21 protein-coding genes are annotated in these 21,143 nt (G+C 60.2%); 5 read left to right on the top strand and 16 right to left on the bottom strand.

Features of this window, described 5'->3' with window-relative positions; translation table 11 throughout:
• Positions 1 to 131 precede the first annotated feature (131 nt).
• Positions 132 to 524: a PRC-barrel domain-containing protein gene (locus LQ231_RS04805; protein WP_230170493.1), complete on the bottom strand. Its 393-nt coding sequence runs from the start codon at positions 522 to 524 to the stop codon at positions 132 to 134.
• Positions 525 to 756: 232 nt separating this feature from the next.
• Between LQ231_RS04805 and LQ231_RS04800 the strand changes: the two genes are divergently transcribed.
• Together LQ231_RS04800 and pgi are read left to right on the top strand one after the other, a co-directional pair.
• On the top strand, positions 757 to 2,463 hold the full coding sequence (locus tag LQ231_RS04800) for a long-chain fatty acid--CoA ligase (protein WP_230170492.1): 1,707 nt from the start codon (positions 757 to 759) through the stop codon (positions 2,461 to 2,463).
• 99 nt (positions 2,464 to 2,562) lie between these two features.
• Complete coding sequence (gene pgi / locus LQ231_RS04795; protein WP_230170491.1) at positions 2,563 to 4,191, top strand: glucose-6-phosphate isomerase; 1,629 nt, start codon at positions 2,563 to 2,565, stop codon at positions 4,189 to 4,191.
• A 168-nt stretch (positions 4,192 to 4,359) separates the two neighbouring features.
• Here pgi and LQ231_RS04790 read toward each other — a convergent pair whose 3' ends face one another.
• The 3 genes from LQ231_RS04790 to LQ231_RS04780 form a co-directional block, all read right to left on the bottom strand.
• The gene (locus tag LQ231_RS04790; protein WP_230170490.1) at positions 4,360 to 4,659 is read right to left on the bottom strand and encodes a hypothetical protein; all 300 of its coding nucleotides are present in this window, start codon (positions 4,657 to 4,659) and stop codon (positions 4,360 to 4,362) included.
• A 369-nt stretch (positions 4,660 to 5,028) separates the two neighbouring features.
• A complete protein-coding gene (locus LQ231_RS04785; RefSeq protein WP_230170489.1) occupies positions 5,029 to 5,955 on the bottom strand; it encodes a carbohydrate kinase in 927 nt (308 codons plus the stop codon).
• Positions 5,956 to 6,035: 80 nt separating this feature from the next.
• Entirely contained in the window at positions 6,036 to 6,728 is a 693-nt protein-coding gene (locus tag LQ231_RS04780; RefSeq protein WP_230170488.1) for an orotate phosphoribosyltransferase, read from the bottom strand.
• Positions 6,729 to 6,986: 258 nt separating this feature from the next.
• On the opposite strand from LQ231_RS04780, the gene LQ231_RS04775 reads away from it, so the two are divergent.
• The gene (locus tag LQ231_RS04775; protein WP_113143222.1) at positions 6,987 to 7,139 is read left to right on the top strand and encodes a DUF3096 domain-containing protein; all 153 of its coding nucleotides are present in this window, start codon (positions 6,987 to 6,989) and stop codon (positions 7,137 to 7,139) included.
• Between the two features lie 51 nt (positions 7,140 to 7,190).
• Here the strand turns inward: LQ231_RS04775 and LQ231_RS04770 are convergent, their stop codons facing one another.
• From LQ231_RS04770 to LQ231_RS04725, 10 genes are all read right to left on the bottom strand, one after another.
• On the bottom strand, positions 7,191 to 7,754 hold the full coding sequence (locus LQ231_RS04770) for a glyoxalase superfamily protein (protein WP_230170487.1): 564 nt from the start codon (positions 7,752 to 7,754) through the stop codon (positions 7,191 to 7,193).
• Positions 7,755 to 7,960: 206 nt separating this feature from the next.
• On the bottom strand, positions 7,961 to 8,998 hold the full coding sequence (gene pyrC / locus LQ231_RS04765; RefSeq protein ID WP_230170486.1) for a dihydroorotase: 1,038 nt from the start codon (positions 8,996 to 8,998) through the stop codon (positions 7,961 to 7,963).
• Between the two features lie 79 nt (positions 8,999 to 9,077).
• Positions 9,078 to 10,166: an HD domain-containing phosphohydrolase gene (locus LQ231_RS04760; RefSeq protein WP_113143137.1), complete on the bottom strand. Its 1,089-nt coding sequence runs from the start codon at positions 10,164 to 10,166 to the stop codon at positions 9,078 to 9,080.
• A gap of 17 nt (positions 10,167 to 10,183) precedes the next feature.
• Positions 10,184 to 12,448 carry an ATP-binding protein gene (locus LQ231_RS04755; RefSeq protein WP_230170485.1) on the bottom strand — a complete coding sequence of 755 codons (2,265 nt, stop codon included), beginning with the start codon at positions 12,446 to 12,448 and terminating at the stop codon, positions 10,184 to 10,186.
• On the bottom strand, positions 12,445 to 12,939 hold the full coding sequence (locus LQ231_RS04750; protein WP_230170484.1) for a molybdopterin-dependent oxidoreductase: 495 nt from the start codon (positions 12,937 to 12,939) through the stop codon (positions 12,445 to 12,447). Before LQ231_RS04750 ends, LQ231_RS04755 begins: the two co-directional genes overlap by 4 nt.
• Before the next feature lie 27 nt (positions 12,940 to 12,966).
• A complete protein-coding gene (locus LQ231_RS04745) occupies positions 12,967 to 13,356 on the bottom strand; it encodes a response regulator (RefSeq protein WP_230170483.1) in 390 nt (129 codons plus the stop codon).
• A 212-nt stretch (positions 13,357 to 13,568) separates the two neighbouring features.
• Positions 13,569 to 14,192, bottom strand: coding sequence for a nucleoside triphosphate hydrolase (locus tag LQ231_RS04740; RefSeq protein ID WP_230170482.1), 624 nt, complete (start codon positions 14,190 to 14,192; stop codon positions 13,569 to 13,571).
• Positions 14,189 to 14,971, bottom strand: a complete 783-nt coding sequence (locus LQ231_RS04735) for an ATP-binding cassette domain-containing protein (RefSeq protein WP_113143133.1) — start codon at positions 14,969 to 14,971, stop codon at positions 14,189 to 14,191. Before LQ231_RS04735 ends, LQ231_RS04740 begins: the two co-directional genes overlap by 4 nt.
• Positions 14,971 to 16,053 carry an ABC transporter permease gene (locus tag LQ231_RS04730; RefSeq protein ID WP_113143132.1) on the bottom strand — a complete coding sequence of 361 codons (1,083 nt, stop codon included), beginning with the start codon at positions 16,051 to 16,053 and terminating at the stop codon, positions 14,971 to 14,973. The genes LQ231_RS04735 and LQ231_RS04730 overlap by 1 nt, the downstream gene beginning before the upstream one ends.
• A 161-nt stretch (positions 16,054 to 16,214) precedes the next feature.
• Positions 16,215 to 17,240 (bottom strand): sugar ABC transporter substrate-binding protein, encoded by a 1,026-nt coding sequence (locus LQ231_RS04725; protein ID WP_230170481.1) that lies wholly within the window; start codon positions 17,238 to 17,240, stop codon positions 16,215 to 16,217.
• Positions 17,241 to 17,467: 227 nt separating this feature from the next.
• Here LQ231_RS04725 and LQ231_RS04720 point away from each other — a divergent pair, with 227 nt between their 5' ends.
• Both LQ231_RS04720 and LQ231_RS04715 read left to right on the top strand, forming a co-directional pair.
• On the top strand, positions 17,468 to 18,712 hold the full coding sequence (locus LQ231_RS04720) for an ROK family transcriptional regulator (protein WP_230170480.1): 1,245 nt from the start codon (positions 17,468 to 17,470) through the stop codon (positions 18,710 to 18,712).
• Positions 18,696 to 19,124: an RbsD/FucU family protein gene (locus LQ231_RS04715; RefSeq protein ID WP_230170479.1), complete on the top strand. Its 429-nt coding sequence runs from the start codon at positions 18,696 to 18,698 to the stop codon at positions 19,122 to 19,124. Before LQ231_RS04720 ends, LQ231_RS04715 begins: the two co-directional genes overlap by 17 nt.
• Positions 19,125 to 19,138: 14 nt before the next feature.
• Here LQ231_RS04715 and LQ231_RS04710 read toward each other — a convergent pair whose 3' ends face one another.
• Together LQ231_RS04710 and LQ231_RS04705 are read right to left on the bottom strand one after the other, a co-directional pair.
• Complete coding sequence (locus LQ231_RS04710; protein ID WP_230170478.1) at positions 19,139 to 19,840, bottom strand: Crp/Fnr family transcriptional regulator; 702 nt, start codon at positions 19,838 to 19,840, stop codon at positions 19,139 to 19,141.
• Positions 19,841 to 20,051: 211 nt separating this feature from the next.
• Complete coding sequence (locus LQ231_RS04705; RefSeq protein WP_230170477.1) at positions 20,052 to 21,092, bottom strand: proline racemase family protein; 1,041 nt, start codon at positions 21,090 to 21,092, stop codon at positions 20,052 to 20,054.
• Positions 21,093 to 21,143: the final 51 nt, after the last annotated feature.

Raw genomic sequence — 21,143 nt, 5'->3', positions numbered from 1 at the left:
TGACGTCTCTCCCGCTGCAGCGAGATTACGCTGCCGTTCATTGTCCCCGACATCCCCTACCCTTGCATCCAAGACCAAGCACAAAAAAGGCCCCGCGAACGGGGCCTCTGGTGGATCTGATCGCGCGTGGCTTACATCCAGTATGGCGGAACGCCGTAGTAGTCGTAGACCGAGCGACCGTTGTTCTTGTACCAGTCGCTATCGTCATCGCGGTAACGCGGCGCGCCTTCGACCTGTTCCTTGGTCATATCCAGACGATAGCCGTCGAGCTCTTCGTCATAGCGCAGCTTTTCCCACGGCAGCGGATAATAATCGTCACCGATACCCCAGAAGCCGCCGAAGCTCAGCACGGCATAGGCGACGCGGCCACCGCGCTTTTCCAGGATGATGCGCTGGATCGAACCGATGCGTTTGCCATCGGCGCCGTAGACTGCGGTGCCTTCGACCTTGTCGCTGGCGATCAGCGTGGGCGTATCCTTTACATAGGGATCGCTGCCCTGCGCGGCCTGATTCTGATTCAACATTGGGTTACCTCCATTGTCGTTGTTGATGACAATGTAACGGCTCGGCGCCCGGATGGTTCCGCCTCACGTGGCGCCCGGACGAGCGCGCGGGAGATTTATTGACGTTTACGTCAAGGTTATATAAGTTCGCAGGGCTTGCACTGATCCGGCGAAAGCATAAGCTTTACGGGCCCTGAGGAGGAGTTCGTGCCGGAACAGGCGCGCAGGCAAAAATGACATTCGGGAGGAATACATGTCGGAAACCTTGAGCCGCCACAGCGGTCGCGCCGCCGAGAAAATCTGGCTCGACTCCTATCCGTCGTCGGTGCCTGCCGACATTGCCCCGCATGCCCATGCCTCGCTTGGCGCGCTTTTCGAAGCGAGTTGCGCCAAATACAGCGACCGGCTGGCATTTTCGAGCATGGGTCGCGGCATGACGTTCCGGGAACTCGAGGCGCAGTCGCGCAAGGTCGGTGCCTGGCTACAATCCAAGGGGCTGCAGAAGGGTGACCGCGTTGCCGTGATGACGCCGAACATCCTGCAGAACCCAGTCATGGTCTACGGCATCCTGCGCGCCGGCATGATCGTGGTGAACGTCAACCCGCTTTATACGCCGCGCGAACTGGAACACCAGCTGAAGGACAGCGGTTCGAAGGCGATCCTGGTGCTGGAAAACTTCGCCCATACCGTCGAGCAGGTCGTGGCACGGACGGACGTCAAACATGTGATCGTCTGCGCCATGGGCGACATGCTGGGGCTGAAGGGGCATATCGTCAATCTCGTCGTGCGCAAGGTGAAGAAGCTCGTGCCGGCCTGGTCTCTTCCCGGCCATATGGGCTTCAAGGCGATGCTCGCCGAGGGCGCGCGGCAGACATTGAAGCCGGTCGACGTGGTGTCCAGCGACGTGGCCTTCCTGCAATATACCGGCGGCACGACAGGGGTTTCCAAGGGCGCGACGCTGACCCATGCCAATCTCCTGGCGAACAAGCAGCAGATCGCCCTGTGGCTTGAGGCGGCCTTCGCCGACAAGGGGCGACCGGAAGTGCTCAACTTCGTTTGCGCGCTGCCGCTCTATCATATCTTCGCGCTGACGGTGAATTCGCTGATGGGCGTGGCGCTTGGCGGCCACAACCTGCTGATTGCCAATCCGCGCGACATTCCCGGCTTCGTCAAGGAGTTGCAGGGTTTCAAGGCGCATATCTTCCCCGGGCTGAATACGCTGTTCAACGCGATGATGAACAATCCGGACTTCAAGAACCTCGACTTCTCGTCGCTGATGCTGGTTCTGGGTGGCGGCATGGCGGTGCAGCGGCCGGTGGCCGAGCGCTGGCTGCAGATGACCGGTCGACCGATCACCGAGGGTTACGGCCTGTCGGAAACGTCGCCGGTGGCAACCGTCAACCGGCTCGACAGCAAGGAATTCAGCGGCATGATCGGCCTGCCCCTGCCTTCGACGGATATCGAGATCCGCGACGAGGATGGCCAGGCGCTGCCGATCGGCGAAGTCGGCGAGATCTGCATCCGCGGACCGCAGGTGATGGCCGGCTACTGGCAACGCCCGGAAGAGACCGCCAAGGTGATGACTGAGGACGGCTTCTTCCGTTCCGGCGACATGGGCTTCATGGACGAGCGCGGCTACTCAAAGATCGTTGACCGCAAGAAGGACATGATCCTGGTTTCCGGCTTCAACGTTTATCCGAACGAGATCGAGGAAGTGGCGGCCATGCATGCGGGCGTGCTGGAATGCGCCGCCGTCGGCGTGGCGGATGAACATTCCGGCGAGGCGGTGAAGCTCTTCGTGGTGAAGAAGGATCCGGCGCTGACGATCGACGAACTGAAAGCCCATTGCGCGGCAAACCTGACCAATTACAAGCGGCCGCGGTTCATCGAATTCCGCACCGAGCTGCCGAAGACCAATGTCGGCAAGATCCTGCGGCGTGAGCTGCGCGACCAGAAATAAATCGATTGAAATGCGGCGGGATCAGGGTCTTCACCGACTTGATCCCGTCGTGTGCTGCGCATAATGTCCGGCCATCGTTTTCGAAACGGGGACCCGTCCATGCAAGCCATCATCGATCAGCTGACCAGCACCGTCGCCGCAACCCATGCAGACGACCTCAGGGCGGCATTCGCTGCCGACAGCGCACGTTTCAGCCGGTTTAGCATCGCGACCGACGACCTGCTGATGGATTATTCCAAATGCGCGGTGAATGACGAAGTGATGGCGCTGCTCGAGCAGCTATGCAGCGACGGCGGCGTGGCCGAGAAGCGCGAGGCCATGTTCTCCGGCGAGGCGATCAACTTTACCGAAGGCCGCGCGGTGCTGCACACGGCGCTGCGCAACCGCTCGAACCGGCCGGTCATGGTCGACGGCCGGGATGTCATGGCTGACGTCAACGGCGTGCTTGCGGCCATGGGCGCGTTTGCCGAGGGTGTTCGTGCGGGCACGATCAAGGGTGCGACCGGCAAGGCGATCACGGATGTGGTCAATATCGGCATTGGCGGTTCGGATCTCGGTCCGGTGATGGCGACGCTTGCGCTTGCGCCGTTCCATGACGGCCCCAAACTGCATTTCGTTTCCAATATCGATGGCGCGCATATCGCCGATACGCTGAAGCAGCTTTCGGCGGAGACGACGCTGTTCATCGTCGCCTCGAAAACCTTCACGACGATCGAAACCATGACCAATGCGCAGACGGCGCGGGCCTTCATTGCCGAAACGCTCGGCGAGGCCTCGGTCGGGCATCACTTTGCCGCCGTCTCGACGGCGCTCGACAAGGTATCAGCCTTCGGCATCGACGCGGCACGCGTCTTCGGATTCTGGGACTGGGTCGGCGGACGCTACTCGATCTGGTCGGCGATCGGCCTGCCGCTGATGATCGCGATCGGGTCTGAAAATTTCGGTAAATTCCTCGACGGCGCCCATGCGATGGACGAGCATTTCCGCACAGCACCCTTCCGCGAAAACCTGCCGATGCTGCTCGGCGCACTTGGCGTGTTTCATCGCAATGTGCTGGGCTACCAGACCCGCGCGATCCTGCCCTATGACCAGCGCTTGTCGCGCTTTCCCGCCTATCTGCAGCAGCTCGACATGGAATCGAACGGCAAGAGCGTCACGATCGACGGCAAGCCGGTTGCCGGCGCGTCCGGTCCCGTCGTCTGGGGCGAACCGGGCACCAATGGCCAGCACGCCTTCTACCAGCTGATCCACCAGGGCACGAGCGTGATCCCGGCCGAGTTCATGATCGCCGCCAACGGCTTCGAACCGGAGCTTCGGCACCAGCACGAGCTGCTGATCGCCAATTGCCTGGCGCAATCGGAAGCGCTGATGAAGGGTCGCACGCTGGCCGAGGCCAAGGGCCAGCTGACCGCCAAGGGTGTTTCGGACACGGATGCCGATTTTCTCGCACCGCACCGGGTGTTTTCCGGCAACCGGCCGTCGATCACCTTTGTCTATGACCAACTGACGCCGTTTGCGCTCGGCCGCCTGATCGCCCTCTACGAACACCGCGTCTTCGTCGAGGGCGTGCTGTTCCGGATCAACTCGTTCGACCAGTGGGGCGTGGAGCTCGGCAAGGAACTGGCGACCGGGTTGTTGCCGGTGGTGCAGGGCAAGGTGGCGGCGACCGGGCACGACAGCTCGACGGAAGGGCTGGTTGGGGCGCTGGCTGGGCGGAGGCAGGGGTAATCCCTGCTTACCCTTTCCCGAAAGTCGGCGGACGCGCCGAAGAGTTTTTTGCGCCAAGGGCGTGACTGAGATCCACACGGCTCTCCCTCCTTCGCCAGAGGCGGGACTGCGTACCAGGCACTATTGATCAACATTCTTCGGCGGATCAGACCAGAGTTAGTAGTGGCGTCAAATGCCTGAGGGTGTTGCGCTGCCCTCGACTACGCGAATTGCATCGACAAAGATACCCACACCTGTTCCAACTCCTTTTATTGCGAGGACGTTGCCAGGTTTCAGCGAGATACGAAACCAATCAGGTAGCTCACATATGCGATCGTTGGCGAATGGCATATCCCGAAGATAGACCGCAGATCGGCATCCCGCCTCCATGCCGGTGCGGTCTACCGTGTAGAAATGTTCTGTCTTCGCGCCAAGCGTCACTGTGATCGACAGGGGCACCAGATCTGTAATGAAGGCATAACCTGTCAAAAAACCCGCTACTGGAATGAGTCCTAATCCAATCTTCTTGCGTACTTCTCTTGAAAGGTACCCTGGCCGGGACAAATAAAAGTCCACGAACTTATAAAGCTTGGTGTGGGGTGGGGTGGGGTGGGGTTTTCGAAAGTTTCCAACTACCCCAGGACGCACAAGCAGCAATAAAGATGCCCAACCAGATTGCGTAGTATTTGCTCCCCACCGCCCACTCTGGGGACGGCAAAAATTCATGTCCAAACACGTTGAGATCCACTTGCTTCTATATCGCCACACGATACATCGCAGTCGGATCGATACCACTAGAGGCTGCAGACAAGGTTACGGATTTTCAAACCTTTCGGTGAACAGCTGTAAGGATCTTCCTCAGAACCCGATCTCCGCCGCCGTCGGCGGATTGGCCCCGGCCCTCGACACAGTGACAGCCGCCGCCTTGGCACCAACCGTCAGTGCCTCGCGAACCGCCTCTTCCGACAGCGTCGCAACCTTCTCCTTGGTCAGCAGGTCCTGACGCTTCAGCGAAGCGAGGATGCCGGCGTCAAACGTATCGCCAGCACCGACGGTATCGACCACCTCGACCTTGTTGGACGGGACCGAGACCTTGAAGTTGGCGGTGTAGCCGGTCGCGCCCTCGGCGCCCTTGGTCAGCACCACGAGCTTGGCGCCGCGCGTCAGCCAGTAGGCGGCGCGTTCGTCCTGGGTGCCCGGCAGGTCGAACCAGTCGAGGTCTTCGTCGGAGAATTTCAGGATGTCGGACATGTCAGCCATGCGGGCGATGCGGGCCTGGTGGGCCGCCTTGTCCTTGATGAAGCCGGGGCGGATGTTCGGGTCGAGGGAGATCACACGGGTCTTGTGCTCGCGCGTCATCAGCGCCTCGTAGGTCGAGCCGCAGGGTTCCGGGATCAGGCTGATCGCGCCGAAATGCAGTGCCTCGCAGCTGTCGTCCAGCGTCGGCAGATCGGCTTCGGTGATCATCCGGCCGGCCGTGTTTTCATCGTAGAAGGCATAGGATGCCTGGCCATTTGTGAGCTTGACCAGCGCGATCGTGCAGGGGCGCGAGAGCGTGGCGCAGTAGCTGAAATCGACGCCGGAGGATTTCAGCGTGTCGCGCAAAATGTCGCCTAGCATGTCGTCGGACAGGCCGGTGAAGAAGCCCGTCTCGATGCCGAGACGGCCGAGCGCGATTGCCGTGTTGAAGATCGCGCCGCCGGCATAGGGCGAAAACGCCCGTTCGCCGAGCGTGGTTTCGCGTGGCAACATGTCGATCAGCGCTTCGCCGCAACACAGGATCATCTCGAGCTCCTCCCAGACTTCCGTTTCAATCGATTTAAACCAAGTCGCGCCTGATTTCTAGTGCGATTGCGAGCAATTGCTCAGGCGAGCGACGAAACCCCACCATTGCGGCCCGACCAGGCCAGCGGCGCATCGAGAAAGGCCTCGACTTCCGAGAGGGTTTGTTCATCGAACAGTTTCTGCTCGCGGGCGACTGCCAGAACATTGCGCCACGTGGCGATGTAGTGGAGCTTGACCTTGCCGTCTTCGAAGCGCTGTTCGGCCTCGGGGAAAATGCCATAGAAGAACAGTGCGATGCCGTGGTCGACGATGCCACCTGCGGCACGAACGGCCTCGATGAACTTGAACATGCTGCCGCCGGCGGTCGTCAGGTCCTCGATGACGAGGACGCGCGAGCCTTCCGGCATGTTGCCTTCAATCTGGGCATTGCGGCCATGGCCCTTGGGGGCTTTCCGGACATAGATCATCGGCAGTCCGAGGCGATCAGCCAGGAGGGCGGCAAAGGGAATGCCGGCCGTCTCGCCGCCGGCGATGCAGTCGAATTGCTCGAAGCCGGCATTGCGCATCAGGGTGGCGGCGGCAAAATCCATTACCGCGGAGCGCACGCGCGGATAGGACAGAAGTTTGCGGCAATCGATGTAGACGGGGCTGCGCATGCCGGAGGAAAGCTTGTAGGGATCGCTGGCGTTGAAGTGCACCGCCTTGATTTCCCAAAGCATCTTGGCGACGAGTTCAGCCATGACGGCAGGATCGGTGAATGTGGTCTGGGTCATCCGGCGCTCCTTGATATGCGGTTCCTGCGCCCATAGCAGGAAGAGGCAGGCGAGGCCAGATGGTTGCCTTGCCTGTCTGCGTCAAAACGATCGATAGCGTTCCGCCGATGGAACAATACGGCTTCGCTCGGGTTAATCCGCCGCAGGCCTGTTTGGCGCGGCAACCGCCATCTTCGGCGGGGATTGTCGCGCCGAAAATCGCCACCGACATTGTCTCGGAGTTTGTGTTCGAGACTTTCAAAACCAGGAGACGAAGACATAATGAACGCCACACTCGCCATCCAGCCGATTATAGCCTTGATCGCAGGCATCCTGATCCTGGTCATGCCACGACTGCTCAACTATGTCGTGGCGATCTATCTGATCCTTGTCGGCATTACCGGCCTCTGGCCGCAGCTCGTCACACTCTGACGTGTCATCCCCCCACCATCAATTGGGGAGCGGGGGGATGGATCTGCATCACTACTTGGCTTCTGCGGCGGTTTCCGCCTTCTGGCACAAGGTGATGCGGTTGCTGAACGGGTCGGTCAGGTGCAGTTCGCGACCCCAGGGTGCCTCGGACAGGCCGGGCTTGAGAAAGCGGTAGGCTCGTGCGGTGATCTGCTTGTGGATCGCCGCGACGTCAGTCACCCAGACGAAGATACGGGCACCGGGACTGGCGTCGCCGGAATGTTCGCTCAGATGCAGAACGAGGCTGTCCCGCGACACCTGAAGGTAGAGTGGAAGGTCCTCGCCGAAACGATGCTCCCAATCGACCGTCATTCCGAGATAGTCGCAATAGAACTCCCGCGCCTTGGCGACATCGAAAATCCTGAAGATCGGAATGGGCGCCGCGATTTGCGCAGCGGTAGGCGTTGGCCGCCCCGCGTCGACGGCCAGTTTTGCCGCCAGAATATTCCAGTTTTCGAAGCCGAATTGTTCGGCCACGAGTTCGAGCGCTTCACTGTGGGAGATTGTCAGGCCGCGTTCCGTCAAACGCTGACGGAGCGATTTGGCCATGATCTTTGCATCGCGAAAATCACGCATGTTTCATCCTCTGCAAGAGACGAATGGAGCTATCAGCGCCCGCGTTGCTGACCCCTTCGTCATCTGGCTACCGGGATCCGGTGGATGAGACAGGTTGGGATGCATTCACCATGGCGTTTCCGCTGCGGGCGGCAGGCTGCATCCGGCCCGACCGCAAACTAGCCGGGCACGATCTGGCTGACAAGCGCCAGAGCGTCATCCGTGCCTCAGGCGACGTCCCAATGCAGCGGGAACATGGGGTCGAACACGGTTACCGTGCCGGCACCGGTTTCGATTTTTGCCGGGAAATCGACCGGCTCGTCGCGACGAACGAGCGTGATCGTCTCCTCGTTGGCGGGCAATCCATACCAGGCGGGGCCGTTGAGCGAGGCGAAGGCTTCCAGCCTGTCGAGCGCATCATCCTGTTCGAAGACATGGGCCAGGCAGCTCATCGTGTTGATCGAGGTGTAGATGCCGGCGCAGCCGCAGCCGCATTCCTTCAGCGGATCGATGTGCGGGGCCGAATCCGTGCCGAGGAAGAAGCGGCGATCGCCGGAGGTTGCCGCTGCGCGCAGCGCCAGGCGATGGCTCTCGCGCTTGGCGACCGGCAGGCAGTAATAATGCGGGCGGATGCCGCCAACGAGGATGGCGTTGCGATTGATGATCAGGTGATGGGTGGTGATCGAGCCAGCAAGATTGGCGTCGGCCGACTTGATGTAGTCGATGCCATCGGATGTCGTGACATGTTCCATCGTCACCTTGAGTTCCGGCAGGCGCTTGCGCAGCGGATCGAGAACGGTGTCGATGAAGACCTTCTCGCGGTCGAAGATATCAACCTCCGGCGTGGTCACTTCACCATGAACGCAGAGCGGCAGACCGATCTTCGCCATGCGCTCGAGCGCCGGCATTGCCTTTTCGAAATCACGCACGCCGCCATGGGAATTGGTCGTGGCACCGGCGGGATAGAGCTTGACCGCCGTGATCAGCCCGCTTGTCTTGCCTTCTTCCAGATCATCCGGATTGGTGCCCTCGGTGAGATAGAGGGTCATCAGCGGTTCGAATGTGTCGCCGGCCGGGATCGCCTTGACGATACGCTCGCGATAGGCGCGGGCATCTGCCGTGGTGACAACCGGTGGCACGAGATTGGGCATGATGATGGCACGGGCAAAATGCCGGCTGGTATCGCCGATCACGCCTTCCATCATGGCGCCGTCGCGCAGATGCAGGTGCCAATCGTCAGGGCGGCGGATAGTCAGTGAGCGCATGAACGTGCCTCCGGCATCGATAACGTGGACGAGCAGAACTTGCCGCCCTTAGCACGTTCGAAGACACGATCAAAGGTTCTCAAGCCACCCGATGATCGCCGGATGCGAGTGCCAGGCGTTCCGCCTCCTCGGCCTGTTCCCGCCTGTCCTGTTCCATGATCGCCTGGATGCGCGGCAGCGCCCGCTCGAAGGCGGCAACACAATCCGGATCGAACTGGGTGCCGGCGCGGCCGAGAATATGCTCGGCAGTACGCTCGAAGCTCCAGGCTGGCTTATACGGACGCTCGGTCGTCAGCGCATCGAAATTGTCGGCGATGCAGACGATACGGCCCGAGATCGGAATGGCCGAACCGGTGATCCGGTTCGGATAGCCCTGGCCGTCCCAGCGTTCATGGTGGCTGGCGGCAATTTCCGAGGCAAGCTGCAGGAGGGACGAATGCGCCTGGCCGAGAATGTCACTGCCGATCTGGGCATGTGCCTGCATCTGCCGGTATTCCGCCTCGGTCAGGCGACCCTGCTTCAGGAGCACGGTATCGGGCATGGCAACCTTGCCGATGTCGTGCATCGGGGCGGCCAGGCGGATGTCGTGGCAGACCTGTGGTGGCAGTCCCAGCTCGACCGCGATCGCTTCGGAATAAGCGGCGACGCGCAGGGTGTGGCGGGCGGTATCCGGATCCTTGTAGCCGGCTGCGAGCGTCAGGCGGTGGATGATTTCCTGTTCGCGCTCGCGCAGTTCGCCGACGGCACGCTCGACCTCGCGGCGCAACCATTCGGCCTGGTCGGCAAGCTGGCGACGGGCACGAGCCAGGCTGACGATGTTCTGCACCCGGGCATTGAACTCGATAGGATTGACCGGCTTAGTCAAAAAATCGATCGCCCCGGCATTCAGTGCCGCCATGCGGGTGGTCATGTCCTTGTCGCCGGTGACGAAAATGACAGGCACCTGGGCATATTTTTCGAAGCGCACGATCTCGGTATAAAGCTCCACGCCGTTGTAGACCGGCATCTGGTAATCGATGATCGCGATGTCGAAATCGAGCTCCGGCAAAGCCGAGAGAACGGCATCCGGGCTGGAATAGGTCAAGGCCTCACAATTATCGAGCTTGCCGACGAGCTTCGTCAGAAGCTTCAGGTTTGTTGCATTGTCGTCAACCAACAAAATACGCATGAACGCCTCCGTGCCTTTCAGGCTACCAATTTAAATTTTAGGGCGAGGATTTCTTCGCCCAGCAATTCGACTTGTGCTGGCGATGGCGGATGACCCCGCAGGGCATTCGCCTTCACCGCGATTTCATTCAGCCCGACATTCACTGCCGCGCCCTTGATCGTGTGCAGAACACGATCGATCTTTTCCGGATCCGGCTTCTGCAGAGCCTTGTTCAGATCATCCAGAAGCGATGTCGCATCATCAAAGAAGGATTCAACCAATTCCTGGAAAACTTCCTCACCCAGAGCGTCGACCAGTTCGGCATGGCGTGCCTCGTCGAGCCCTTCGATGCCGAGGCCGGGCATGGCCGTCAGCGGCATAACCTCAATAATGTCCGGCTGGGGCAGACCCGGCGCCTCGGCCGCGACGTCCAGAGCTTCACCAAGCTGCATTTCTTCGGCGGGGGTCGTTGCGTCGGCAATCATCTTGCGCAACCTTTCAAGGGTGACAGGTTTCGATTCAAAACCGGACATGCCTGCATCCAGGCAACGACGACGGTCGTCATCCGAAGCGTTGGCGGTCATCGCGATGATCGGCGTCTCGACAGAGGGACCGCGCTCGGCGATGATCCGTCGGGTCGCCTCGATGCCGTCCATGACCGGCATCTGCATGTCCATCAACACAAGGTCGAACTTCTGCTGGCGGGCGATGGCGACCGCTTCCGCACCGTCATTGGCAACCTCGACGTCCTGGCCGAGCCTTGCCAGAAAGCGTGTGGCGACGATCTGATTGACCCTGTTGTCTTCGACGAGCAGAATTTTCAGGCGTGGCAGTTCGTCCTCGCTGTGGCGTGCCGCCGTCAGCTTCTTGACGTCTTCGCGGCTCACGGGAACGACCGCCAACTCGAACCAGAAAATGCTGCCGACACCCACTGTGCTGCTCATGCCGAGCTCGCCACCCAGTTTTTCGACAATCTGCTTGCAGATGGTCAGACCAAGGCCGGTGCCCCCGTAGCGACGGCTGATCGAAGCATCGACCTGCGAGAAAGGTTTGAACAGCTTGTCGAGGCCAGACTCGTCGATGCCGATACCGGTATCCTCGACTTCAAAACGGATCATCAGCTTGCCATCACGATAGAATTCGCGCAGGCGCAGCGTGACCGTACCGTCATGGGTGAATTTCACCGCATTGGACAAGAGGTTGAGCAGTACCTGGCGTAGGCGCGTCGGATCCGTTCTGACAAACAGGCTGTTGAGCGATTCCGGCAGGTCGAGAATCACGGTGTTCTTGTGATCCTCGGCGCGCCCCCGAATGATGCTGACAGTGCTTTGGGCCAGACCACAGACATCAAATGCCCGCTGCTCCAGTTCGAGCTTGCCGTGTTCAATCTTGGAGAAATCGAGGATCTCGTTGATGACCTCCAACAGAGCCTCGCCTGAGGACCGAATGGTCTTGATGCTCTCAAGTGTGTCTTCAGGCAGTTCCGAAAGCTCCAGCAATTCGGACATGCCGAGGATCGCATTGAGCGGCGTGCGGATTTCATGGCCCATTGTCGCCATGAACTGCGATTTTGCACGGTTTCCGGCATCAGCCCCTTCATAGGCTTCAGACAACTGGCTGGCCATGGCCTCAAGGTCTCGGCTGGTTTCGCGCACCGATCTCAGCTGGCGGTTCAGCGTCACCACCAGGAATATGACGGACGCCATCAGCAGACCGAGCATGACTGTCGAGGTCCGCTCCAGGCCTAGAATAAGATCGCGGCTATCGGCACGCTCATGGCTGAGCCGGGCATTGGTATAAATCAGCAGTTCTTCCGACATCGGTGCCAGAGCAGCAAGAGCCTTGGCAAGCTCGTCGATCTCCTGCGACGTGGGGAGCCTGCCAGCAGCATAACGGTCGAGCAGTGGCTGCTGGGCACGCACTGCATCGGCAATGTCGGCAATGCGGTTGCGGATCTGTTGATCGTCGGCAAAATAACTGCCGAAATTGGCCTCCTGAACAACGGCGACGCGCGAATACAGGATGTCATAGCGCAGTGCGAGCTCATTATAGACCTTGTCGGTCGCGGGCTGACGGTGAAGGTCGGCCAGGCTATCGTCCAATGCCCTGATTTCGCGGTCCAACTGATAGACAGACCACATTGCATTTTCCCGCACACCGTCTTCCATGATCCGGTACTGGCGGGCGATATCGACAAAAAGCACGATCAGCACAAACAGCAAGACAGCGCACAGGATCTGCAGGATGAAGGCAACGCCCCCCTCACCGGCCACCTGTTTGGCTATCGCGCGCTGGTTGATCACTTGGCGACCTCTATTTCCTTGATCTGCCAGACAGAGCGGGAGAAATACTTCTCGTTGTAGAGGCCCGGATCGAGGTCAAACGGATACACCAGCATCAACGGACCTTTTTCGCGCACCGACATGCGTTGCCCGTCAAGATGAGTCGCCAGGATGGTCGCGATCTCCGCGTCAAACATCGGAACTTCAGACGAATAGTTGTTCAGTGCGCGCACCGTCAATGTGGTGCCGGACGCGCCGGCTTCCTTGAGTACGGCACTGAGCAACGGACCTTCGAACGTCACCTGCCCCGTCGTCCATGGGGTTTCTACGATCGCCTTCCGGCTCTGCAGCTTTTCCAGCATGGCGGCGTCAAAAGCTGCAACGTCGCCGATATTGGTGTTGCTGACTGACCCGGTGATGGTCAGGATGATCGGGCCCGTGGGGGCGTCCAGGGCGCGAGCACCCGCGGCGGACATGCCTGTAGCCAGCAATGCGACGAAAATGCGCTTCATGGCTCTTTCCTCAGATCCAGACCCGGCTCACGCCGATTTCGAGAGTTCTGTATTGCCGCCAAGATGGTCGGCAAGGAGCTGGCGGAAGGTTACGGCTTCCACAGGCTTGGTCAGGAAATCGGTCACACCGTTGGCCTTGGCGCTTTCGCGCAGACGCGGCTCCGTGTCAGCCGTCACCATGATCACGGGCACGTCGGCGTAGCGATCCATCAGGCGGACAGCCTTGACGAACTGCAATCCCGAAAGACCCGGGAGCATGTGATCGACGATCAGCATGGAAAAGGCATGACTGTGGCACAGAGCCAATGCGGACGCGCCGTCCGGTTCGACCAGAATTTCCTCGTCGGTCACCTTCTTCGCCAGATGCTTGAGGATCATCGCGTTGGTCGGGTTGTCTTCAACGATCAGTATTGTCATTTCACACTCCCCTTCCGACACCGATTCAAAGCGAGCCATCCCGTTGGCTATGTCCGCCACGACATGGGTGTCAGCGTTAATCTTTCATGGAGGAGTTGTATCAAGAGGAGGCTGAAATTCGCTGAAGCAAATAGATACAAGTTTAGCGATCGGTGATTTAATTAGAACTTAAGGATTTACACAGATAAAATCCAGCTAAGTCGTTGTCATATCTAGAATAAATCGATATTGAAATCAGCGGTCCGGCTATGCTGCAGGACAAGGCGTCCATTGGGAAGATCATTTCCGCCAACCTTGACGGCGATTTCGTCGGGCGCCATGCCGAAACCCTTCCAGCGCTCGACGAGCCGCCGCTCCAATTCGTTAATGGTTGGCGATACCATGACAGTGAAATCGAACAGTGGCGCGAGCAGGCTCCAGGGTTTTTGATCCAGCAAGAGGTAGTTGCCTTCTGCCAAAATGATGCGATCGTCCGGCGAAATGCAGCGGGCAGCGGCAATGGCAAGCTCCCGACTGCGGTCGAATACCGGAACCAGCACTTCGCCGCCGTCGCGGACTGCGTGCAGGATATCACCCAGACCGCGGACATCGAAGGTTTCCGGTGCGCCTTTGCGGGACAGCAGGCCTCGATCCTGCAAAATCGCATTGTCGAGATGAAAGCCATCCATCGGCAGGATCGTAGCGGCATGGCCGCGGGCGACAAGCAGCTCGTGGAGATGATCGGCGAGCGTCGATTTTCCGGCGCCCGGCGGTCCGGCAATGGCGACGATGAAACGGGCGCTGGACTGCGCCCGTTTCTCGATTTCAGCAACAAGGGTCTCCAGTTGCAGGCTCATGCGGCAATGCCCGTCACCGGCGCTTCGCGGGCACCGGTCATGAAGGCGACGGCATCCGACATCGTGTAATCCTTCGGATTGATCACGCAGAGGCGCTTGCCGAGACGATGGACATGGATACGGTCCGCCACCTCGAAGACATGCGGCATGTTGTGCGAAATCAGAACGATCGGCATGCCGCGGGAGCGTACGTCGAGGATCAGCTCCAGCACCTTGCGGCTCTCCTTGACGCCGAGGGCAGCCGTCGGTTCATCGAGAATGATGACCTTGGAACCGAAGGCTGCAGCGCGCGCGACCGCCACGCCCTGACGCTGGCCACCCGACAGGGTTTCCACCGCCTGGTTGATGTTCTGGATGGTCATCAGCCCCAGTTCGGACAGCTTTTCGCGGGCGATCTTCTCCATCGCGGTGCGATCAAGCGCACGGAAGACCGAGCCCATGATGCCCGGTTTGCGGATCTCCCGTCCGAGAAACATGTTATCGGCAATCGACAGCGCCGGCGACAAGGCGAGGTTCTGGTAGACGGTTTCGATGCCGGCCTTGCGCGCCTCGATTGGCGAGCGGAACTGCACCGGCGTGCCATCCAGCCGGATCTCGCCTTCATCAGGATGTACGGCACCGGATATCGCCTTGATCAGCGACGATTTGCCGGCGCCGTTATCGCCGATGACGGCAAGGATTTCGCCCGGATAGAGGTCGAAATCGGCATTGTCGAGCGCCGTCACGCGACCATAGCGCTTCACAAGCCCGCGGGCGGTGAGAATTGGTTCCCGGGTCATCAGCCTGCTACCTTTCTGATCCACTGGTCGATTGCAACGGCGGAGATAATCAGGACGCCGATCAGGAAGTATGTCCATTGCGGGTCGGTGCCGATCAGGCGCAGGCCGAGCTGGAAGACGCCTACGATCAATGCGCCGAAGAGCATGCCGAGAATGGAGCCGCGTCCGCCGAAGAGCGAGATGCCGCCGATCACGACAGCCGTGATGGATTCGATGTTGGCGAACTGGCCAGCCGTCGGCGACACCGAGCCAATGCGGCCGATCAGGGCCCAGCCGGCGAGCGCACAGATCAGACCCGACAGGGTGTAGACCGAAACCAGCATACGCTTGACGTTGACGCCCGCTAGTTCCGCGGCTTCCGGATCGTCGCCGACCGCGTAGACATGGCGGCCCCAGGCCGTGTGATTGAGCACATACCAGAGCACGGCGACGAGCAGGACCATCGCGATGACGCCGTAGGTCAGAACTGCACCGCCCATGCGGACGTTCTCGCCGAAGAATTTCAGGATCGGCGCGCTGGCCTCGATATCCTGGGCTCGGATCGTTTCATTGGCGGAATAGAGAAAATTGGTCGCCAGCACGATCTGCCACATGCCGAGCGTGACGATAAAAGGCGGCAGCTTCATGCGGGCTACAAGCACGCCATTGATGAAACCGCAGGCGGCTCCGACAGCAAAGCCACAGAGCACGGCAAGAGATGGCGGCAGGCCATAGCGAAAGGCAAACTGACCCATAACGACTGACGACAGAACCATGATCGCACCCACCGACAGGTCAATGCCCGCCGTCAGGATTACCAGGGTCTGGGCCGCGCCAACGATGCCGACGATTGCGACCTGCTGCAGGATCAGCGTGAGCGTGAAGGCTGAGAAGAACTTTCCACCGAGAATGGCGCCGAAGGCTGCAAGCGACAGGACCAGAACGATCAACGCAACCGCTGCCGGGCTGGAATGCAAGAAGTGCTGGAAATGCTCGAGAGCGCTGCGTTCCTGGCGCTCGAACGAGGCGACCTTGGTCGAACTCTCGGTCAGGACCTTCTCGAAGTCCTGGGCGGTCCGTGTTTCGGGATTGGCCGGCTGCATGGGTTATCCTCCCTGCCGTTATGGATTTCTCTCTACACGAAGGACACGCCCGGCCTACGGTCGCCTGAGTTGGGCCACCGCGTGGGCCGGGCGCTTCGCACCTTGGCTGACGGGAGGCTTTCTCCCGTCAGGACTTCGCCGTCAGGCTCAGTCTTTGGAGATCAGCCCCAGCACTTGTCCGTGCCGGCCTTGGTGTCGATCGACTCGACGCCGGTTGCAGGCTTGTCGGTGACCAGTGCCACGCCGGTATCGAAGAAGTTCTTGCCTTCGGTTGCCGCCGGCTTTTCACCGGTGTCGGCGAACTTCTTGATCGCTTCGATGCCGAGCGATGCCATCAGCAGCGGATACTGCTGCGAGGTCGCACCGATGACGCCCTCAGCAACATTCTTCACGCCCGGGCAACCACCGTCGACGGAGACGATCAGCACGTCCTTTTCCTTGCCGACGGCCTTCAGCGCTTCATAAGCGCCAGCGGCTGCCGGTTCGTTGATGGTGTGCACGACGTTGATGGTCGGATCCTTCTGGAGAAGGTTTTCCATGGCGGTACGACCGCCTTCTTCATTGCCGTTGGTGATGTCGTGGCCAACGATGCGCGCATCGGTTTCATCGCCGATCTTGTTGATGTCGACGGTGTCGATGCCAAAGCCCTTCATGAAGCCCTGATTGCGCAGGACGTCGACCGACGGCTGCGACGGTGTCAGGTTAAGGAAGGCGATCTTGGCGTCCTTTGCGGCATCGCCGAGGGTGGCGGCGGCCCATTTGCCGATCAGTTCGCCGGCGAGCAGGTTGTCGGTCGCGAAGGTCATGTCGGCTGCATCGATCGGCTCGAGCGGCGTATCAAGGGCGATGACCAGCAGGCCGGCGTCGCGCGCCTTCTGGACCGCCGGAACGATGCCCTTCGTATCGGACGCGGTCAGCAGGATGCCCTTGGCACCGTCGGCGATGCAGGTTTCGATCGCTGCAACCTGGCTTTCCGAGTCACCATCAATTTTGCCGGCATAGGTCTTCAAGGTCACGCCGAGTTCGGTCGCCTTGGCGGTCGCGCCTTCCTTCATCTTGACGAAGAATGGATTGGTATCCGTCTTGGTGATCAGGCATGCCGATACATCTGCGGCCTGCACAGGCATGGCGAATACAACGCCAAGAGCAAGGGTCGACAGAGCAGCAGTAAGCAGAGATTTCTTCATAATTTCCTCCCGAAAGTGTTCGACCAGCTCCTCTGGTCGTCGCATGTCGGCCGGGCCGATGATTACCAGCCCGGTTCGGCGCCACCCGGCACCGCTCCTCCACACCGCTATTTAGAACATCAGAACATTTTCGCTGTCAATAAATAAATCCAATTGAATTATTAAATCGCTGTGACATTCTGCCAAGGCTGCCTTACTAAGGGAGCGGTCGGGAGGAGCGGCCTCAAGTGTCACAGAATGATCAAGCACAGCTGGCGGAACAGACGCCCAGGGTGAGTGCCGGCGGCGGCTCGAACCAGGTGCGCGTGCGCGCCTACAACGAGCGGCTGGTGCTGTCCCTCGTGCGGCAGAACCGCGGGTACTCCAAGGCTGATATCGCCCGGATGACCGGACTGTCGGCCCAGACCGTGTCGGTCATCATGCGCTCGCTGGAAAATGACAGGCTGCTTTTGCGCGGCGAACCGGTACGTGGCCGCGTCGGCCAGCCTTCCATTCCCATGTATCTCAATCCGGAAGCGGTATTTTCGTTCGGGGTAAAGATCGGCCGGCGCAGCGCGGACCTGGTGCTGATGGATTTCATTGGCCAGATTCGCATGCAGAAACATCGCACCTATCGCTATCCGCATCCCGACCATCTGCTGCCCTTCATCTGCGAGGGCATCGCAGAGATGGAAGCGGCCATGAGCGCGGAACACCGGGTCCGGATCGCCGGCATCGGCATTGCGGCCCCCTTCGAATTGTGGAACTGGGCGGAAGAAGTCGGCGCGCCGGAGGGGGCGATGGAGATCTGGCGCACTGTCGACCTGCAGGCCGAGGTGGCCAGCCGAATGAGCCATCCGGTCTATCTGCGCAACGATGCGACCAGCGCCTGCGGAGCAGAGCTTGTCTTCGGCGCAGGCTCCCAGCATCCGGATTTCGTGTATTTCTACATCGGCTCCTTCATCGGCGGCGGCATCGTGGTCAATTCCTCGCTGTTTGTCGGGCGCACCGGCACTGCGGGCGCAATCGGTCCCCTGCCCGTGCGCGACAAACACGGGCAAACCCGACAGCTACTCGACATTGCTTCGATCTTCGTGCTGGAAAACCTGCTGCGCGAGCGCGGGATCGATCCGCAGCCGCTCTGGTATGCGGCCGAGGAATGGATCGATTTCGGTGAACCGCTGGAAATCTGGATCCAGGATACGGCAGCAGCCCTGGCGCAGGCCGTCATCGCTGCCGTCTCGATCATCGACTTTTCTGCCGCCATCATCGATGGCGGTTTCCCGGACTGGGTGCGCAGCCGCCTGGTGACGGCAACCGTCGAAGCGGTCAACCGCCTCGACCTGCAAGGCGTCGTCATCCCCGAGATCATCGAAGGCGCAGTCGGCGCCCAGGCGCGCGCCATCGGTGGTGCCAGCCTGCCGATCTTCGCCCGCTACCTCATCGACCAAACCGTGTTGTTCAAGGAAATAGAACATGCTGAAGGGAATTGATCCGCTTCTGAGCCCCGAGCTTCTGGCGACGCTGCGCGCCATGGGTCATGGCGACGAGATTGCCATTGTCGATGGCAACTATCCGGCGCTGGAACATGGGCGCCGGCTGGTCCGACTCGACGGTCACCACATCGTCCCGGTGCTGAATGCGGTGTTGAGCGTCATGCCGATCGACGACTTTGTGCCCGAGGCGATATTCCGTTCCACCGTTGGCGGCAAGCCCGAGCAGATCGAGCCGGTGCACGAGGAAATCATCGCCTGCTGCGCCCGCCACGAGGCAAAAATCGCGGTCACGCCGCTGGTTGGCGCCGACTTCTACAACCGGGTTAAGGCGGCCCATACAATTGTACAGACCGGCGAACCGCGTCTCTATGCCAATGTGATCCTGCGCAAGGGCGTGATCTATCCCTGATCGGGGCTCAAGGTTTAGCCTTCCAGCGCCCGGGAGATGCGCTTCGACAGTTCGAGCGGGTTCTTCAGCACGATGGCACGACTTGTGCGTTCGACAAGCTGCTCGCGGGCCAGGCGTGACATTTCCCGCGACACGGTTTCGCGGCTGGCGCCGATATGCTCGGCCAGTTCAGCATGGACCAGCGGCGGCGAGATGATGCGCTCACGCCCGCCATCGGTTCGCAGGCGAGACAGGCGCAGCAGCGTGTTGTAGAGCCGATGCTTGGTGTCGAGGAACGACAGCTCCGACAAGCGCTCGTTCATCGAGCGAACGCGCTTCGACAGCAGTTGCAGAAGCGACAGCGCAACGTCCGGGCGCTGCCTCAGGATGTCATGGAACACTGCATAGGGGATCACGGTCACAAGTGCTTCGCTGACGGCCATCAGGCTTGCCGAACGGCTAAGGTCGTCGATGGCCGCCAATTCCCCGAGAATATCGCCGCGCCGGAAGGTTCCAAGGATCGCTTCCTTGCCGACCGAAAAGCGCAGAACCGCCCGGACTTCGCCCGTCTGGACGATGAAGACATCCTTGGATGAATCTTCAAAATCGACGAGGCTTTCACCGGCACACAGAGCGCGCGTGTGACACCGGGACAGCCACTCCCGATCTTCTTCAAGAGTTAAGCCGGCAAACACGGCACTTCCGCGAAGTGTCGAAGGCATTGCCGGAAATGGCAACAGACTTGATCCTAAAGCAACTCGTTCTTTCATTTAGAAATTACTTGCCAATCTGAGATTTACACATATCGATCCTACATATTCGGTGGCATCGGCAGATAGCAAGATGGGGAAAAACAAGACCCTTACGATTAGCCTACCAACTTGCATCGCAATTTAACGAAATCAGCAATGCCATGGTGATTAGCCCCAATTCTCAACGCTCCGCACCTCATCCGATTGAACCGGAAGACGGCCCCCAGACGTCGGTGAGTGCAAATCCACGCTCGAAAGGATCGAAGGGATCGAGTGCGACCTGATGCAGGCCAAAGGTGAAGCCGCGACCACTGATCGTCGGGATGACCGCAGGGCGGCCCGCGACCTCTGTGACGCCCGCAAGGCCGACCTCGAATTCGGATCCGATGATCGATCGTGACGTCATCACGTCGCCGACCTTGGCAAGGCCGCGGGCGTGAAGCGTTGCCAGGTTTGCCGAATTGCCGGTTCCGCAGGGCGAGCGGTCCACACGTCCCGGCCACATCGTCGTGCAGGTGCGGATGGCACCATCGGGATCGACATCGCGGAACATGACATAGGCGACGCCGGAAATGGCGGAGATCTCGGGATGCACCACCGGAATCTTGCGATTGATTTCTTCCTTCAGGATCATGCCCGCCTCGACCAGTGCGCGAGCATTGGCCTTTTCGATGGTCAGGCCAACCTGACCGACATCTACCAGCGCATAGAATATGCCGCCATAGCTGAGGTCAAAGGTGATGCGGCCCCATTGCTCGGTTTCGAGCGCGACATCGAGTTCGTGGACGAAGGAAGGCACCATAGTGAGCTTGACGCGCTCGCAGCGGCCATCGCGGCAGGTCGCCGTCGCCTTGACGAGGCCTGCCGCCGTTTCCAGCATCACGATGGTCTCAGGCTCCTGCATCTCGACGATACCAGCCTCCAACAGAGCCGTGGTCACGCAGATGGAATTCGAACCGGAACTGGCATGCGCCTGATCCGGCTGCAGGATGACAAAGGCGGCATCGGCGGCAGGATTTTTCGGCGGCAGAAGCAGATTGACCGAGCCGATCGGCGCGCCGCGTGGTTCCAGCACGAGCATGCGGCGCAGTTCTTCACCCTTGGGGTCAGAGTTGAGCCATGCCAACTGATCCGCGACAGTTTCACCCGGAATCTTCGGCACACCACCAATCGCCACCTTGCCGATTTCACCTTCGGCGTGAACGTCGAGCAGCTGTATCGTCCGCTTCCATCTCATCTGCATTTCCCCTTAACCAAGCCACCGCATGCTGCCGAACGCAAAGAAAGG

This window comes from Rhizobium sp. CECT 9324 (genome assembly GCF_918741265.1).
In the GTDB taxonomy this organism is placed as follows: Bacteria; Pseudomonadota; Alphaproteobacteria; order Rhizobiales; family Rhizobiaceae; genus Allorhizobium.
The sequence above is the reverse complement of the archived record's forward strand: the minus strand, read 5'-3'. Positions and strand labels throughout refer to the sequence as shown.